The organism is Cronobacter sp. HA18003 (assembly GCF_011605905.1).
Taxonomy (GTDB): Bacteria; Pseudomonadota; Gammaproteobacteria; order Enterobacterales; family Enterobacteriaceae; genus Cronobacter; species Cronobacter sakazakii.
On record NZ_JAANQO010000011.1, the window covers coordinates 405151 to 420210 of the forward strand.

Below are 15060 nucleotides of genomic sequence, written 5' to 3' on the forward strand. Positions count from 1 at the left end.
GCAAACTGCTCACGCACCGTTACTTTAAATAATCACTTAAGTTTATTGTTGCAATGCTTAAGTTCTGCGCGCGCAGGCCGACAACTACGATACGGTCAGTCTTTATCTGTGACGTAAAGAAATGCAGAAAAGGCAGGGATGGGTACCGTCATGTCTGCGCAGGGATGGCTTCTTCACACCAGGAATCAACCTATGAATTTTATTCGCAATGTTAAAATCCGTGCGATGGTGGTATGGGTCTTGCTCTTATCCACAATCGCCTGGGTGGGGGTTTCCGGAGCGACGCTCTGGTTTCTTCATCACCTGGAAAATAGTCTTACGCTGAATGCTGAACAGGCGGGCTGGGTCAACACCGCGCAATGGCTGTTGAGTCTCTCCGTCGTGGGCAGTATTACCCTCACCATTCTGATGGAGCGCTACCTCTACTTCTGTCTGGTGCGCCCCGTTGAGATCATTCGCGGGCACCTGCACGTGCTGGCAGACGGTAACCTTGAGGTCAAACTTCAGGATCTTGGCCGCAACTGTGTCGGGCTGATGGTGCCGTATATCCAGCGCATGCAGGATAACTGGGAGAAAACCGTCAGCGCCATTCGCACCAGTGCGGAAACCATTCGCAGCCATTCGGGTGAGGTCTCGGGCGTGAATACCGAGCTTTCCACGCGTTCGGAAGAGCAGGCGGCGGCGCTGGAGCAAACCAGCTCAAGCATGCAGCAACTCAGCAGCACGGTAAAACTCAACGCCGAAAACGCGAGCCATGCCAGCAAGCTTTCCGGTAACGCCACGCGCACGGCGCAAGCCGGCGGAGACTCCGTGAAACAGGTGATGGAAACCATGTCGCGCATCTCCAGCAGCTCCAGCAAAATTGTCGATATCACCACCGTTATCAACAGCATCGCCTTCCAGACCAATATTCTGGCGCTCAACGCCGCCGTGGAAGCGGCGCGGGCGGGTGAACAGGGACGCGGTTTTGCTGTTGTCGCGGGCGAAGTGCGCAATCTCGCGAGCCGCAGCGCGCAGGCGGCGAAAGAGATAGAAACGCTGCTTAACGAATCGGTCAGCAATATTCAGACCGGCTCCGGCCAGGTGAAGAAAGCGGGCGAGGCGATGGATGAAATTCTGACTGCCGTGCGCCAGGTGAACGATATTATGGGTGAAATCGCCAGCGCGTCCGGCGAGCAGAGCGACGGTATCAGTCAGGTGGGCATCGCAGTAAAAGAGATGGATGCTGTCACCCAGCAGAACGTACAACTGGTGCAGCAGTCCGTGCTGGCGTCAAACGATCTGGAGCGCCAGGCCACGCACCTGACCGAAGTGGTTGGCCTGTTCCGCCTGCGCGGACAGACGGCACGCGCGACGCCTGCCGCTGCAGCGCCGCTCGTGCGGCCCGCGCTGGCCGGCAGTGCCGCGCCAAAGGCAACAGCCACAGAAACCAACTGGGAAACCTTCTGACAAAACGGGCATGAAAGAAAACTGTGAGCACCACTCTATTTTTTAAAACAATATTTCATTTAATTTGAAAGTTTGTTTGGTGAATAGTATGGTTGACTCACAGTTTGCTATTCATAGCCTTTTCAGGAGAGAACCCAATGAAAATTGCACTGATGATGGAAAACAGTCAGGCGGCCAAAAACGCGATCATCTATAAAGAGCTGAAAGCGGTGGCGGATGAAAAAGCGTTCCCGGTGTATAACGTCGGCATGAGTGATGAGAACGATCATCATCTCACCTACATTCACCTCGGGATCATGGCGAGCATCCTGCTGAATTCCAGAGCGGTGGATTTTGTGGTCACCGGCTGCGGCACCGGGCAGGGCGCGCTGATGTCCCTGAATATTCATCCGGGCGTGGTGTGCGGCTACTGCATCGATCCGGCGGACGCGTTCCTGTTCGCGCAAATTAACAACGGTAACGCGCTGGCGCTGCCGTTCGCGAAAGGCTTTGGCTGGGGCGCGGAACTGAACGTGCGCTTCATTTTTGAAAAAGCGTTTACCGGACGCAAAGGCGAGGGCTATCCGCCGGAGCGTAAAGAGCCGCAGGTGCGCAACGCGGGCATTCTGAACCAGGTCAAAGCTGCGGTGGTGAAAGAGAACTATCTCGATACCCTGCGCGCCATCGATCCTGAACTGGTGAAAACCGCCGTTTCCGGCGAGCGCTTCCAGCAGTGCTTCTTTGATAACTGCCAGGATAAATCGATCGAAGGTTTCGTGCGTGAAATCCTTGGCTGATAATGCCTGATGAAACAGCCAGCCCGCGGGCTGGCTTTTTTATGCCTTTTTGCCGGAAACGCTATGGCCCGCGTGCGCGGCGAGGCGCAGCGTATCAAACATCCCTGCCAGGCTTATCAGGGCAATCACCACAAACGCCAGCCGAAAGCTCGCGCCCGGAATATCGGCGCTTAAAAAAGAGGCGTTTATCACCTCGCCCAGCCGGATGCCGATAGCGCCCAGCGTCACGCCAAGCCCCACGGCGAGCTGCGTGGCGGTGCTGAACAGCGTATTGGCGTAACTCATTTCGCCCGAAGGTACATCCGCAAACGCCAGCGTGCTGATGCCGGTAAACTGAATGGAGCGAAACACGCCGCCCAGAAAAAGAATCAGCAGAATCAGCCACACCGGGGTCTGCGGCGTCAGCAGCGCGCAGGCGAGCAGCGCCAGCACGTTCAGCAGGCCGTTAATCAGCAGCAGTTTTTTAAACCCGAGCCAGCGGATAAGCGGTGTTGTGGCAGGTTTTATCGTCAGGTTACCCGCGAAAACCGCCAGCACCAGCAGCCCGGAGTGAAACGCGTCCATGCCGAAGCCCACCTGAAACAGCAGCGGCAACAGAAACGGCACGGCGCTGATCGACGCACGAAACAGCGAACCGCCATACATCGTGACGCGAAAGGTCGGCACGGCCATCGCATCAAGGCGGATCATCGGGAACGGCGCGCGGCGAAAATGGCGCAGCGCGAAGACCAGCGCCCCGCACCCCGCCAGCAGCAGCGCGCCTGCAAGCAGGCCGTTTGATTCGCGCGCGGCCAGCATCTCCATCGCGCACACCAGCGCCACCATCGCCAGCGCGGTGGCGAGAAAACCGGGCGTATCAAACGGGCGGCGAACGTCATCGTGATTATCAGGAATAAGACGCCAGGCGAGCGCCATCGCGACAAGCCCGGCGGGCAAATTAATAAAGAAAATCCAGCGCCAGTTTGCATAACTGGTGATAAACCCGCCAAGCGGCGGCCCGATAATGGGCGCCACCAGCGCGGGCCAGGTCAGCGTGGCGATAGCCGTAATCAACTGGTGTTTGGGCGTGACGCGCAGCACCGCGAGACGGCCGACCGGCACCATCAGCGCGCCGCCCGCGCCCTGCAATACGCGCATCAGCACAAACATTTCAAGCGAGTTAGCGAGCCCGCACAGCACCGACGCGCCGGTAAAAATCCCCAGCGCCAGCGTAAACACCTTACGCGCGCCGAAACGGTCGGCAATCCAGCCACTTGCCGGGATCAAGACCGCGAGCGTCAGCAGATAAGCGCTGATGCCAATATTCAGCGCGACCGCTTCGACACCGAAGGTGTGCGCCATCGTCGGCAGGGCAGTCGCTATCACCGTACCGTCGAGGAACTCCATAAAGAACGCGCCCGCCACCAGCAGCGCGGCGGGAGAGACGCCGCCTGCGCTGGCTTTCGCCATGTTCTGCCCCATACCCGCTCCCTAAAATCCTTAAAAGCATGTTTGAAAATTACTGCAAAACCTTCAAAGACGTTCCGCCAGCCGGGATGTTCTGATAAAAAACCTGCCGCTGGCAGGTTTTTTTATGTCCGCATTTCTTGTTATACCCGCCATTGCCTCGTTCTGAAACCCTTAGTGCTGATTTATGAAATGATGGTTCATTTTAAACCCTCCAGTGTACCAGGTTCGCAATTGCCGGGCTTTGCCGCTACTATGTGCGCCTTGACGCTAAGGAGAATGCAATGTCCCAATCCCTCACTGCCGAAGATGAACTGGTTTCCGACGTCGTCGCCTGCCAGTTGGTGATTAAACAGATCCTGGACGTTATCGACGTCATCGCGCCGGTAGAAGTGCGCGACAAAATGGCGAGCCAGCTGAAAAGCATCGATTTCTCCGGCCATCCCTCCGCCGATCCGGTGACGCTGCGCGCCATTCAGAAAGCGGTGGCGCTAATTGAGCTGCGCTTCACCCCGCAGAACGAAGCGCACTAAGCAAAACGGCCCCGCGGGGCCGTTTTCAGTTAAAAAATCCCATCCAGGCGCAGGCGAACAGCCACAGCGCCATCAGCCGCTGAAAGCGCACCAGCGCTTTGTCGCTGCGAAATACCCGCTGCACACCGCTGCCAAGCCAGGCCCAGGCGGCGAGGCACAGCAGCGAAATCACAAGAAAGCCCAGCGCCTGAAACGAAAGTATGGTGAGCGCGCGGCCGCTGTGCGGCGCGAAGACCGTCACCACCGCCATCGCCATCATCCAGGTTTTCGGGTTAATCAGCTGTAATGCCGCCGCCGCGCCAGCGCCAAACGGTTTGCTCGCCTCGCCCGAGAGCGAGACCGCGGGTGAACGGAACAGCTGCCAGCTCATCCACGTCAGCCACAGCGCGCCAGCGAGCGCCATCAGACGCGCAAGCCAGGGGGCGTGGCGCAGCGCTTCACCCGGCCCGACGCCGCACATCAGCACAATAGCGCTGGAGGCCAGGCACGCGCCGACAACCGCGGGCAGCGTCGCGCGGGTGCCGTAACGCTGGCTGTTGGAGAGAATCAAAATGTTGGTCGGCCCCGGCGTAATCGAGGCCACAAAAGCGAAGAATAAAAAGGGCAGTTGTTGTGTAAGCAGGCTCATAGCATCTCCCGTTGTCTGAGCCTTTATCCTGCGTGACTCAGGCGCTGGCGTCTGGAAGATTCGTGCAGAGTTTGCGGTAGTGGGCGGGCGATAGCCGATAGGCGCGCTGGAACCAGCGCCCCAGATGGCTTTGATCGGCGAAACCGAGCGCCGCCGCCACGTCCACAGGCGTCATGCCGCGCGCAAGCATCGCTCTGGCGCGGGCGAGGCGCAGTTGCACCAGCCAGGCGTGGGGCGCCATACCAAAGGCGTGCTTGAACGTGCGCGACAGCGTAAAGCGGTCGGTGCCGAGCGCCTGTGCCAGTTCCGCCAGCCCGATATTCTCACCGAGATGCGCATACAGATAATCACGGGCGCGCTGCGCCATCTGCGCGTCGCGAATTTCACCTGGCAGCCGTTTGCGCCACTGGCACTGGTGCGTGAGCTGGCTTAACAGGTTATCCATCACGCCCTGCTGCACAATGCGCATTTCATCGTGATGCAGCGCGGTGAATGTCGAGGCAATCGCCTGTACCAGCGCGGGCTCACGGGCGATGGTGCGGGCGAAGTGTAGCTCGTAGCTGTCCGGCACGGTGGCGTACAGCCCGCCGAGCGTTTCCCGCAGCCAGCGTTCATCGAGATAAAACGTGAGATAGGTAAAGCCGCCCGCCAGCGGCGCGTCGCCGTCATGGGTTTCGCCGGGCTCCAGCAGAAACGCCGCACCCGGCGTGCTCTGGTGACGCTCACGGCGACAGTGAAACTGCTGGGTACCGGCGAGCGTCATGCCCACCAGATAGCTGTCGTGCCAGTGCGGATCGTAAGCGTGGCCTTCAAAATGGGCGCGGATGGTTTCGATGCCGGTGTCAGCGTGCTGACGTAATTCAATCCAGTCTTTAGCCATAGCGTCTCCTGTGAAAGGAAACTCTAGCATAACGAGTCTTTAACAAAAGTCTGGAAGATTTGTGCAGGCGGCCCGCAGACCGCCCTGTTTGAGACGCATCAGAAGAAGAGTTGCACCAGCAGATAGCTGGCAGCGCAGGCGCAGCTGACGCCAATCAGCCCCGGCAGGATAAAGCTGTGGTTTAAAATGAATTTGCCGATGCGCGTGGTGCCTGAGCGGTCAAAACCGATGCAGGCGAGATCGCTTGGGTAGGTCGGCAGCACGAAATAGCCATAAGAGGCCGGGAAAAACGCCACCAGCATTTTCGGCTCGACGCCCAGCATCAGCCCCATTGGCGCGACGGCGGTCAGCGCCGCCGCCTGGCTGTTCACCAGTTTAGAAACCAGAAACAGCACGATCGCGTAGGTCCAGGGGTGGCTTTTCACCACGCCTTCCAGCGCCAGTTTCAGCTCGTTTAAATGCGCCTGGAAAAAGGTGTCGCTCATCCACGCCACGCCAAACACCGAGAAAATCGCCACCATCCCGGCTTTAAACACCGCACCGCTGGAAATGGACGCCGCGTTCACTTTGCAGACGACGAGCATCACCGCGCCTGCAATCAGCATCATCATCTGGATAACCAGATTCATGGAGAGCGGGGCGATGTTGCCTTTCACCTCAAATGCCGGACGCAGCGCGGGCAGTGCGCCGAGCAGCACCACCAGCGCAATGGCGGCGAAGAAAATCCAGGTTGACCACCAGGCGTGTTTATCAAAGCGCTGATTCATCAGCGTTTCGCTGCCGCCATAGATGTAGTCGCGCTGTTTCGGATCGCGCAGCCGCGCCTGGAACGCCTCGTCGTCTTTTAAATCTTTACCGCGCCGCAGGCTCCAGAGCGCGGCGACCAGCACGCCGAAGAGCGACGCCGGGACGGAAACGGCGAGGATCTCCAGAATACTCCACGCCTCGCCGACGCCGTGCTGCGCGCCAAGAATCGACACCAGAGATACCACGGCGACCGACACCGGCGAGGCGGTGATCGCCATCTGCGAGGCGACGGACGCCACGGCCATCGGGCGTTCCGGGCGTATGTCTTTCTTCAGCGCGATGTCGGCAATAATCGGGAACATGGTGTAAACCACATGCCCGGTGCCGCACAGGAACGTCAGCGTCCAGGTGGTGAGCGGTGCCAGCAGCGTGATGTGCTGTGGGTGACGGCGCAGCAGGCGTTCTGCGAACTGCATCATCACGTTCAGGCCGCCCGCGGTTTGCAGCGTGGCGGCGCAGCCTATCACCGCAAGGATGGTCAGCATCACGTCCACCGGCGGCTTGCCCGGTTCCAGCCCAAAGATAAAGGTTAAGAGAAACAGTCCGATGCCGCTGATGAGGCCAAGCCCCATCCCGCCGAAGCGGGTGCCTGCCAGCAAACACAAAATAATGACGATAAATTCGAGAGTAATCATAAGGCTCCTGCCACGTAACATGCGTTGAATCGCAGAAGCATTACAGAATGCAGGGTTAATCAACGGGAGCCAGATCGTATTTATAAAAACCTAACAAAAACAATACATTGTTAACGTATCGATAACGTTGAGCGAAAAGAAAGGGAAGGAAAAACGAAGGAAAACATTAGCGCCCTCAGGTGAGGGCGCGGGGGATAAAAATCAGGGGGTCTGTTCCATCATGACAAGCAGACGCTGGTCCGCTTCTTCGGCACACAAGCCAGCCTGACGCGCCTGAGTGAGTTCGTTAAGAATGGTCGCGAGCAGCGCTTCGTCCTGGCGCAGCTCCTGTTCAAACTCGCCAAGCATGGCGAGCATCGCGTCATCACGCGCCGCCTGCGCTTCGCTCATCAGACGCGCCAGCGCCGCATGGCGTCCGCCAAGCTCATCCTGCATCTGGTGGAAAATCGCTTCCAGGCTTGAGCAGTCGGGTTTCACCGATTTCAGCGCGCCGACCACCGGGTTCGCGCCGGTCTGTTTAAGGTAATCGAACAATCGCATCATCTGGGTTACGTTGTGCTGCGCCTGTTGGCGCAGTACCGTCGCGCTGCCGTTCAGGCTCTGCTGCGCGCACCAGTCGCTGTAATAGAGGCACAGGTTGGATGCGTAAAATTCCTGATTCATTTGTGCATTGAGTTTCTGCACCACGCCGAGGGGAGCCATATAAATATCCTTATTGACAGGGTTAAGGGAAACGGTCGTTGACCGCGACGCGTGTACGCTTGCCCGTCAGGTCCTGGCGGGTGGCCACGTGTCAGCCGTTATAAAACGTAAGCATCATCGCTCCCTGATGTATTAAGCCTGGTATAACTGTGGCTATTTGCCAGTCCAACCGATTCTTTCTTAAAACGTGACGCAGCGCTGGAATGCTTCCGGGGCGACCTTCGTTGTCGGTACGCCTGACGCAGCGGATACGTTTTATTCTCGTTTAAGCAAAAAGCAATGAAAAAGCGCGTTGTTGCTGACGACAGGGGGTGAGGGAGGCGCATTGTGCCTGTCGATATATTATGGTGGCTAAACATTACGATGAACCCGCCGCGCGCGAACACGCCGATCACCTCTGTTACCCGTGGTAAAGCGGCATGGCGCGGCGGGCTATACTTAACCTTTGTTCGCGACAAGGAGGAGAGTATGACTAACGCCTGTGAAACGCTGTATCTGCGTGAGCCTTGCGGCGGCGTGCCGAATAACGTGCTGCCAGTGCTGCTTTATCGCCATGTGTTGCCCGAAGACGCTGACGACGCGGCGGTCTGGTTTGAACAGCGCTTCGGGCAGCATCAGTGGCCGGCACGCTGGCGCTACCCGGTTTTCACTTACACCCACTTTCATACCAACACGCACGAAGTGCTCGGTATCTATGCGGGCGAGGCGCAGATCCAGTTAGGCGGTGAAGACGGGCCCGTTGTCACGCTTCGCATGGGCGACGCGGTGCTGATCCCGGCAGGTGTCGGGCATAAGCAAATCGACGCCAGCGCCAATTTCATGGCGGTGGGCGCGTACCCGGAAGGGCTGTCGCCCGATAAATTTCTGGATGAACCCGCGCAACTGGCGCAAACGCGTAAAAATGTGGCGCAAGTGGCAACGCCCGGGCGCGATCCGCTCTATGGCACAGAAGGCGGTCTTGTCACCCTCTGGTAACGGTCAGGGATTCTCTGGCTGGGCTTATGGATATATCTGCTAAACCCTCGTTTAATCATCATACATATCTGGCCAGATTTATGCCCGATATTGCTGTATTTATGTACGCAATCACTGTAATTCCATGATGTGATTTCGCTCTCCTATGGAGAATTAATTTCCCGCTAAAACTATCTCCAGCGTTCGCCGCTTCCGGGAGGGGACGGCTAATACGTTGTTTTCTGTCCGATTAAAAGAACCTTTCAGGTTTTTACCCTGCATAAAAGAAAGCTAAAGCTGGAGATAACCATGCACAAATTTACTAAAGCGCTGGCAGCCATCGGGCTCGCCGCCGTTATGTCACAATCCGCTATCGCAGAAACCATGAAGCTCGGTTTTCTGGTGAAACAGCCTGAAGAGCCGTGGTTTCAGACCGAATGGAAATTCGCCGACAAAGCGGGCAAAGACCTGGGTTTTGAAGTCATCAAAATTGCGGTGCCGGATGGCGAGAAAACCCTGAACGCCATCGACAGCCTGGCGGCGAGCGGGGCGAAGGGTTTTGTCATCTGTACGCCAGACCCGAAACTTGGCTCGGCGATTGTCGCGAAAGCGCGTGGCTACGACATGAAAGTCATCGCCGTGGATGACCAGTTCGTGACCGCTAAAGGCAAACCGATGGAAACCGTGCCGCTGGTGATGATGGCCGCGACCAAAATCGGCGAGCGCCAGGGCCAGGAACTCTATAAAGAGATGCAAAAACGCGGCTGGGATGTAAAAGAAACGGCTGTGATGGCGATTACCGCTGACGAGCTCGACACCGCGCGCCGCCGCACCACCGGCTCCATGGACGCGCTGAAAGCCGCAGGCTTCCCGGAAAAACAGATCTATAAAGTCCCGACCAAATCCAACGATATCCCCGGCGCGTTTGACGCCGCCAACTCCATGCTGGTTCAGCATCCGGAAGTGAAACACTGGCTGGTGGTCGGCATGAACGACAACACCGTGCTGGGCGGCGTGCGCGCCACCGAAGGGCAGGGCTTTAAAGCGGCTGACGTTATCGGCATCGGCATCAACGGCGTGGATGCGGTGAGCGAGCTTTCCAAAGCGCAGGCCACCGGCTTCTACGGTTCGCTGCTGCCAAGCCCGGACGTACACGGCTATAAATCCAGCGAAATGCTCTACAACTGGGTGACCAAAGGGGCAGAGCCGCCGAAATTCACCGAAGTGACCGACGTGGTGCTGATCACCCGCGACAACTTCAAAGAAGAGCTGGCGAAGAAAGGTCTTGGCGGCAAGTAAGGGCGATTTATCGCGGTTCGGGCGCGCCTGCGCGCCCGCTTTTTGAGTGGCCCGGAGGTAACATGCAGACATCGTCACCTTATCTTTCGTTTCGCGGCATCGGGAAAACCTTTCCCGGTGTGAAGGCGCTTTCGGATATCAGCTTTGACTGCCACGCAGGCCAGGTTCATGCGCTGATGGGCGAAAACGGCGCCGGTAAATCGACGCTTTTAAAAATTCTCAGCGGCAACTACGCGCCGACCACCGGCACAATCGCCATTAAAGGCGAAGACGTCACCTTTAACGACACCACGGCGGCGCTCAACGCGGGCGTCGCCATCATCTACCAGGAGCTGCATCTGGTGCCGGAGATGAGCGTGGCGGAAAACATCTATCTGGGCCAGATCCCCCACAAGGCCGGGATAGTCAACCGCTCGCTGCTCAACTATGAGGCGAAGCTGCAACTGGAGCATCTGGGGCTGGATATCGACCCGCAGACCCCGCTGAAATATCTCTCCATCGGCCAGTGGCAGATGGTGGAAATCGCCAAAGCGCTGGCGCGCAACGCCAAAATCATCGCCTTTGACGAGCCGACCAGCTCGCTCTCAGCGCGTGAGATTGAACACCTGTTCCGCGTTATCCGCGAGCTGCGCAAAGAAGGGCGCGTCATTCTCTATGTCTCGCACCGTATGGAAGAGATCTTCGCGTTAAGCGACGCCATCACGGTGTTTAAAGATGGCCGCTACGTGCGCACCTTCAGCGATATGCAGCAGGTGAACCACGACAGCCTGGTGCAGGCGATGGTCGGGCGCGATCTGGGCGATATCTACGGCTGGCAGCCGCGCAGCTATGGCCCGGAGCGGCTGCGTCTCGACGCCGTAAAAGCGCCGGGCGTGCGCGCGCCGGTGAGCCTGAGCGTGAAGAGCGGCGAAATCGTCGGCCTGTTTGGGCTGGTGGGCGCCGGGCGCAGCGAATTAATGAAAGGCCTGTTCGGCGGCACGCGCATTACCAGCGGCCAGGTGCTGATTGACGGCGAGCCGGTCGCTATCCGCGCGCCGGGCGACGCCATCCGCGCGGGCATGATGCTCTGCCCGGAAGACCGCAAAGCCGACGGCATCATTCCGGTACATTCCGTGCAGGACAACATCAACATCAGCGCGCGGCGCAAGCACATCAGCGCGGGCTGTCTTATCAATAACGGCTGGGAGCAGGAGAACGCCCGCCATCATATTCGCTCGCTGAATATCAAAACCCCCGGCGCGGAACAGCTGATTATGAATCTCTCCGGCGGCAACCAGCAGAAGGCGATTCTCGGCCGCTGGCTGTCGGAAAAGATGAAAGTGATTCTGCTCGATGAGCCGACCCGCGGGATTGACGTTGGGGCGAAACATGAAATCTACAACGTGATTTACGCGCTGGCGGCGCAGGGGGTGGCGGTGCTTTTCGCCTCCAGCGATCTGCCGGAAGTCCTCGGCGTGGCCGACCGCATTGTTGTCATGCGTGAAGGCGAAATCGCCGGTGAATTACTGCACGAGGAGGCCAGCGAATCAACGGCGCTCAGCCTCGCTATGCCCAAAACCAGCCAGGCTGTCGCTTAAGTAAGGAGAAATTATGTCATCACTAACCACATCCGGTGCGCCGAAGTCCTCATTCTCCGTGGGTCGCATCTGGGATCAGTACGGCATGCTGGTGGTCTTCGCCGTGCTGTTCCTCGCCTGCGCTATCTTCGTGCCGAACTTCGCCACCTTTATCAATATGAAAGGCCTTGGGCTGGCTATCTCGATGTCCGGGATGGTGGCCTGCGGCATGTTGTTCTGCCTTGCCTCAGGGGATTTCGACCTCTCGGTGGCGTCTGTCATCGCCTGTGCGGGCGTTACCACGGCGGTGGTCATTAACATGACCGAAAGCCTGTGGCTCGGCGTCGCGGCGGGCCTGCTGCTCGGCATTGTCAGCGGGCTGGTCAACGGCTTTGTTATCGCGAAGCTTAAAATTAACGCGCTGATCACCACGCTTGCCACCATGCAGATTGTGCGCGGCCTCGCGTATATCATCTCCGACGGTAAAGCGGTGGGCATCGAAGACGAAAGCTTTTTCACCCTCGGCTACGCCAACTGGCTCGGCCTGCCGGCACCTATCTGGCTGACGGTCGCCTGTCTTATCGTGTTCGGCTTCCTGCTCAATAAAACCACCTTCGGGCGTAACACACTGGCGATTGGCGGTAACGAGGAGGCCGCGCGTCTGGCGGGGGTGCCGGTGGTGCGCACCAAGATTATTATCTTTGTGCTCTCAGGCCTGGTCTCCGCCGCAGCGGGTATCATCCTCGCCTCGCGCATGACCAGCGGCCAGCCGATGACCTCCATCGGTTATGAGCTGATCGTGATTTCCGCGTGCGTGCTGGGTGGCGTTTCTCTGAAAGGCGGCATAGGAAAAATCTCGTATGTGGTGGCGGGTATCCTTATCCTCGGCACCGTTGAAAACGCGATGAATTTATTGAATATCTCCCCGTTCGCACAGTACGTGGTGCGTGGCCTGATCCTGCTTGCGGCGGTGATTTTCGACCGTTACAAACAGAAAGCGAAACGCGTTGCGTAACGCATTTTCTCCCGCGTAATTCCCTCTAAAAACGCCTTCCGGCCTGTTTTTTCAGACAGGCGGAAGGCGTTGCCGAATGGCGACACTCGTCACACTGTCTATACTTACACGGTCATTAAAACTATCAGATAACCTCAGGGTTAGCTGTTTAACCCGTAAGGAAGGAGGAAACACTGGTGGCCGAAGTGTTAGCTGTACCGCCCGTAACCCGCGAAAATCTGGCCTTTTTTTTCGACCTTGACGGCACGCTTGCCGACATCAAGCCGCACCCCGATCAAGTGTTCATTCCCTCCGATGTTCGTCGCCTGCTGCAAAAACTCGCCGACATGAATGACGGAGCTCTGGCATTGATTTCAGGACGTTCCATGACGGAGCTGGACCAGCTTGCCGCGCCGCATCGCTTTCCGCTGGCCGGGGTCCACGGGGCCGAGCGTCGTGATATCCGTGGTCAGAACCATGTCGTGTCGCTGCCGGAATCGCTGGTCGCACATCTGCATCAGCAACTGGAAGCGGCGCTTGCGCAGATGCCTGGCACAGAGCTTGAGGCGAAAGGCATGGCGTTCGCGCTGCACTATCGCGGCGCGCCGGAGTATGAAGACCAGATTTTGGCGCTGGCGGAAGGCATCGCCAGCGAGCATAAGCAGCTGGGGCTGCAACCGGGCAAATGCGTAGTGGAGTTAAAACCGCTGGGCATTAATAAAGGCGCGGCTATCGAGGCATTCATGAAAGAAGCGCCGTTCGCAGGCCGCGTACCGGTTTTTGTGGGTGACGATCTCACCGACGAAGCCGGATTTTACGCTGTAAACCAGCTCAATGGCATTAGCGTCAAGGTCGGGCAGGGGGATACCCAGGCGAAGTGGCAACTCGCCGATGTCCCGGCCGTCCACGCGTGGCTGGAGCAACTAGTTCAAGAACAAGAAAAAAAAACGTCAAATAAAAGGAGAGAAGGCTATGAGTCGCTTAGTCGTAGTATCTAATCGTATCGCCCCGCCGGATGATAAAAAAAGCAGCGCCGGGGGCCTCGCGGTAGGGATACTGGGAGCGCTGAAAGCAGCAGGCGGCCTGTGGTTTGGCTGGAGCGGTGAAATCGGCAATGAGGATGCCCCGCTTAAAAAAGTCACTCGTGACAATATCACCTGGGCGTCATTCAACTTAAGCGAGCAGGATCACGACCAGTATTACAACCAGTTCTCCAACGGCGTACTGTGGCCCGCGTTCCACTACCGTCTGGATCTGGTGAACTTCCAGCGCGAAGCGTGGGAAGGCTATCTGCGCGTTAACAGCCTGCTGGCGGATAAACTCAAACCGCTGATTGAGCCAGACGATAATCTGTGGATCCACGATTACCACCTGCTGCCGTTCGCAAGCGAACTGCGTAAGCGCGGCGTGAATAACCGCATCGGTTTCTTCCTGCATATTCCGTTCCCGACGCCGGAAATCTTTAACGCGCTGCCCACCAACACTGAACTTCTGGAGCAGCTATGCGATTACGATCTGCTGGGCTTCCAGACGGAAAACGACCGCACCGCGTTCCTGGACTGCCTGGCGATGCAGACGCATCTTTCTACCAGCAGCGACGGGGAGTATACCGCGTACGGTAAAACCTTCCGTACGGAAGTCTATCCGATTGGTATTGAGCCTGAAGAGATTGCGCAGGCCTCCGCAGGCCCGCTGCCGCCGAAACTGGCGCAGCTTAAGGCTGAGCTTGCCAGCGTGAAGAATATCTTCTCTGTGGAGCGCCTCGACTACTCGAAAGGGCTGCCGGAGCGTTTCCAGGCGTTCGAGACGCTGCTGGAGAAATACCCGGAGCACCACGGCAAAATTCGTTATACCCAGATAGCGCCGACGTCGCGTGGCGATGTCCAGGCTTATCAGGATATACGTCATCAGCTGGAAACGGAGGCAGGGCGTATTAACGGGAAATATGGCCAGCTCGGCTGGACGCCGCTCTATTACCTCAACCAGCACTTCGACCGTAAGCTGCTGATGAAGGTCTTCCGCTACTCTGACGTGGGCCTGGTGACGCCGCTGCGTGACGGGATGAACCTGGTGGCGAAAGAGTATGTCGCCGCGCAGGACCCGAAAAACCCGGGCGTGCTGGTGCTTTCACAGTTTGCGGGCGCTGCCAATGAACTGACCGCCGCGCTGCTGGTTAACCCTTACGATCGCGACGATGTGGCGGCTGCCCTTGACCGGGCGCTGAAAATGCCGCTCGCGGAGCGTATCGCGCGCCACAGCGAGATGCTGGAGATTGTCCGTAAAAACGACATCAATCACTGGCAGGAGGCCTTTATTAAAGATCTAAAGCAGGTAACGCCACGCAGCCCTGAACGCGAGCTGCAAAACAAGGTGGCGACCTTCCCGAAACTGGCGTGATACG

The 15060-nt window shown here is 57.9% G+C and carries 15 protein-coding genes; 10 read left to right on the plus strand and 5 right to left on the minus strand.

Annotation, left to right across the window (positions count from 1 at the left end):
* Positions 1-192: 192 nt before the first annotated feature.
* Together G6041_RS02920 and G6041_RS02925 are read left to right on the plus strand one after the other, a co-directional pair.
* Positions 193-1449 carry a methyl-accepting chemotaxis protein gene (locus G6041_RS02920; RefSeq protein WP_041460468.1) on the plus strand — a complete coding sequence of 419 codons (1257 nt, stop codon included), beginning with the start codon at positions 193-195 and terminating at the stop codon, positions 1447-1449.
* A gap of 137 nt (positions 1450-1586) precedes the next feature.
* On the plus strand, positions 1587-2225 hold the full coding sequence (locus tag G6041_RS02925) for an RpiB/LacA/LacB family sugar-phosphate isomerase (RefSeq protein ID WP_004387990.1): 639 nt from the start codon (positions 1587-1589) through the stop codon (positions 2223-2225).
* Between the two features lie 39 nt (positions 2226-2264).
* On the opposite strand, the gene G6041_RS02930 is transcribed toward G6041_RS02925, so the two are convergent.
* Positions 2265-3686: an MFS transporter gene (locus tag G6041_RS02930; RefSeq protein ID WP_012124429.1), complete on the minus strand. Its 1422-nt coding sequence runs from the start codon at positions 3684-3686 to the stop codon at positions 2265-2267.
* A 14-nt stretch (positions 3687-3700) separates the two neighbouring features.
* Between G6041_RS02930 and azuC the strand changes: the two genes are divergently transcribed.
* Together azuC and G6041_RS02940 are read left to right on the plus strand one after the other, a co-directional pair.
* Entirely contained in the window at positions 3701-3769 is a 69-nt protein-coding gene (gene azuC / locus G6041_RS02935; RefSeq protein ID WP_228370874.1) for a stress response protein AzuC, read from the plus strand.
* Between the two features lie 186 nt (positions 3770-3955).
* Positions 3956-4204 (plus strand): DUF2766 family protein, encoded by a 249-nt coding sequence (locus tag G6041_RS02940; protein ID WP_004387991.1) that lies wholly within the window; start codon positions 3956-3958, stop codon positions 4202-4204.
* A 25-nt stretch (positions 4205-4229) separates the two neighbouring features.
* Here the strand turns inward: G6041_RS02940 and G6041_RS02945 are convergent, their stop codons facing one another.
* The 4 genes from G6041_RS02945 to G6041_RS02960 all read right to left on the minus strand — a co-directional run bounded on the left by G6041_RS02945 (position 4230) and on the right by G6041_RS02960 (position 7856).
* Positions 4230-4832, minus strand: a complete 603-nt coding sequence (locus G6041_RS02945) for a LysE family translocator (RefSeq protein ID WP_012124431.1) — start codon at positions 4830-4832, stop codon at positions 4230-4232.
* 37 nt (positions 4833-4869) lie between these two features.
* Positions 4870-5712 carry an AraC family transcriptional regulator gene (locus tag G6041_RS02950; RefSeq protein WP_032988418.1) on the minus strand — a complete coding sequence of 281 codons (843 nt, stop codon included), beginning with the start codon at positions 5710-5712 and terminating at the stop codon, positions 4870-4872.
* A gap of 98 nt (positions 5713-5810) precedes the next feature.
* Positions 5811-7154 (minus strand): anaerobic C4-dicarboxylate transporter, encoded by a 1344-nt coding sequence (locus tag G6041_RS02955; RefSeq protein WP_012124433.1) that lies wholly within the window; start codon positions 7152-7154, stop codon positions 5811-5813.
* Positions 7155-7355: 201 nt separating this feature from the next.
* Positions 7356-7856: a non-heme ferritin-like protein gene (locus G6041_RS02960; protein WP_004384878.1), complete on the minus strand. Its 501-nt coding sequence runs from the start codon at positions 7854-7856 to the stop codon at positions 7356-7358.
* A 468-nt stretch (positions 7857-8324) separates the two neighbouring features.
* Between G6041_RS02960 and G6041_RS02965 the strand changes: the two genes are divergently transcribed.
* The 6 genes from G6041_RS02965 (at position 8325) to otsA (ending at position 15056) form a co-directional block, all read left to right on the plus strand.
* Complete coding sequence (locus G6041_RS02965; RefSeq protein ID WP_041460469.1) at positions 8325-8831, plus strand: cupin; 507 nt, start codon at positions 8325-8327, stop codon at positions 8829-8831.
* 288 nt (positions 8832-9119) lie between these two features.
* Entirely contained in the window at positions 9120-10109 is a 990-nt protein-coding gene (araF, locus tag G6041_RS02970; RefSeq protein WP_004384880.1) for an arabinose ABC transporter substrate-binding protein AraF, read from the plus strand.
* Between the two features lie 62 nt (positions 10110-10171).
* The gene (gene araG, locus G6041_RS02975) at positions 10172-11686 is read left to right on the plus strand and encodes an L-arabinose ABC transporter ATP-binding protein AraG (RefSeq protein ID WP_012124436.1); all 1515 of its coding nucleotides are present in this window, start codon (positions 10172-10174) and stop codon (positions 11684-11686) included.
* Positions 11687-11696: 10 nt separating this feature from the next.
* The gene (araH, locus tag G6041_RS02980) at positions 11697-12680 is read left to right on the plus strand and encodes an arabinose ABC transporter permease AraH (RefSeq protein ID WP_029039203.1); all 984 of its coding nucleotides are present in this window, start codon (positions 11697-11699) and stop codon (positions 12678-12680) included.
* A gap of 176 nt (positions 12681-12856) precedes the next feature.
* Complete coding sequence (gene otsB / locus G6041_RS02985; protein ID WP_007850904.1) at positions 12857-13657, plus strand: trehalose-phosphatase; 801 nt, start codon at positions 12857-12859, stop codon at positions 13655-13657.
* Positions 13632-15056, plus strand: coding sequence for an alpha,alpha-trehalose-phosphate synthase (gene otsA, locus G6041_RS02990; RefSeq protein ID WP_012124438.1), 1425 nt, complete (start codon positions 13632-13634; stop codon positions 15054-15056). The genes otsB and otsA overlap by 26 nt, the downstream gene beginning before the upstream one ends.
* Positions 15057-15060: the final 4 nt, after the last annotated feature.